Source organism: Paenibacillus sp. sgz302114 (assembly GCF_056120345.1).
The window spans coordinates 1-313 of the sequence record NZ_JBVYOI010000064.1; the positions used below are offsets into that span (position 1 = coordinate 1).

Sequence of the window (313 nt, forward strand, 5' to 3'; positions counted from 1 at the left end):
GCTGTCTACGCTGCGCTTTGCTGAACTGGTGCAGGAAGCCGGCATTCCGGATGGGGTGGTCAACATTGTGACCGGACGCGGCAGCGTGATCGGCGCCGCCATGGCCAGCCACCCGGGGATCGACAAGCTGACCTTCACGGGGTCGACCCCGGTCGGCCGCGACGTAGGCCATACTGCGGTAGAGAACATCAAGCGTGTGACGTTGGAGCTTGGTGGTAAATCCCCCGTTCTGGTGCTGGACGATGCCGATATCCCTGCCGCCGCACAAGCCGTGGCCAACGGTGTGTTCTTCAACTCTGGCCAGGTGTGCGAT

Annotated in this window: 1 protein-coding gene; it reads left to right on the top strand. The window is 62.9% G+C overall.

Annotation, left to right across the window (positions count from 1 at the left end; translation table 11 throughout):
* The coding region (locus AC0LWF_RS27935; RefSeq protein ID WP_474654711.1) for an aldehyde dehydrogenase family protein at nt 1-313 on the top strand (313 nt) is incomplete at both ends.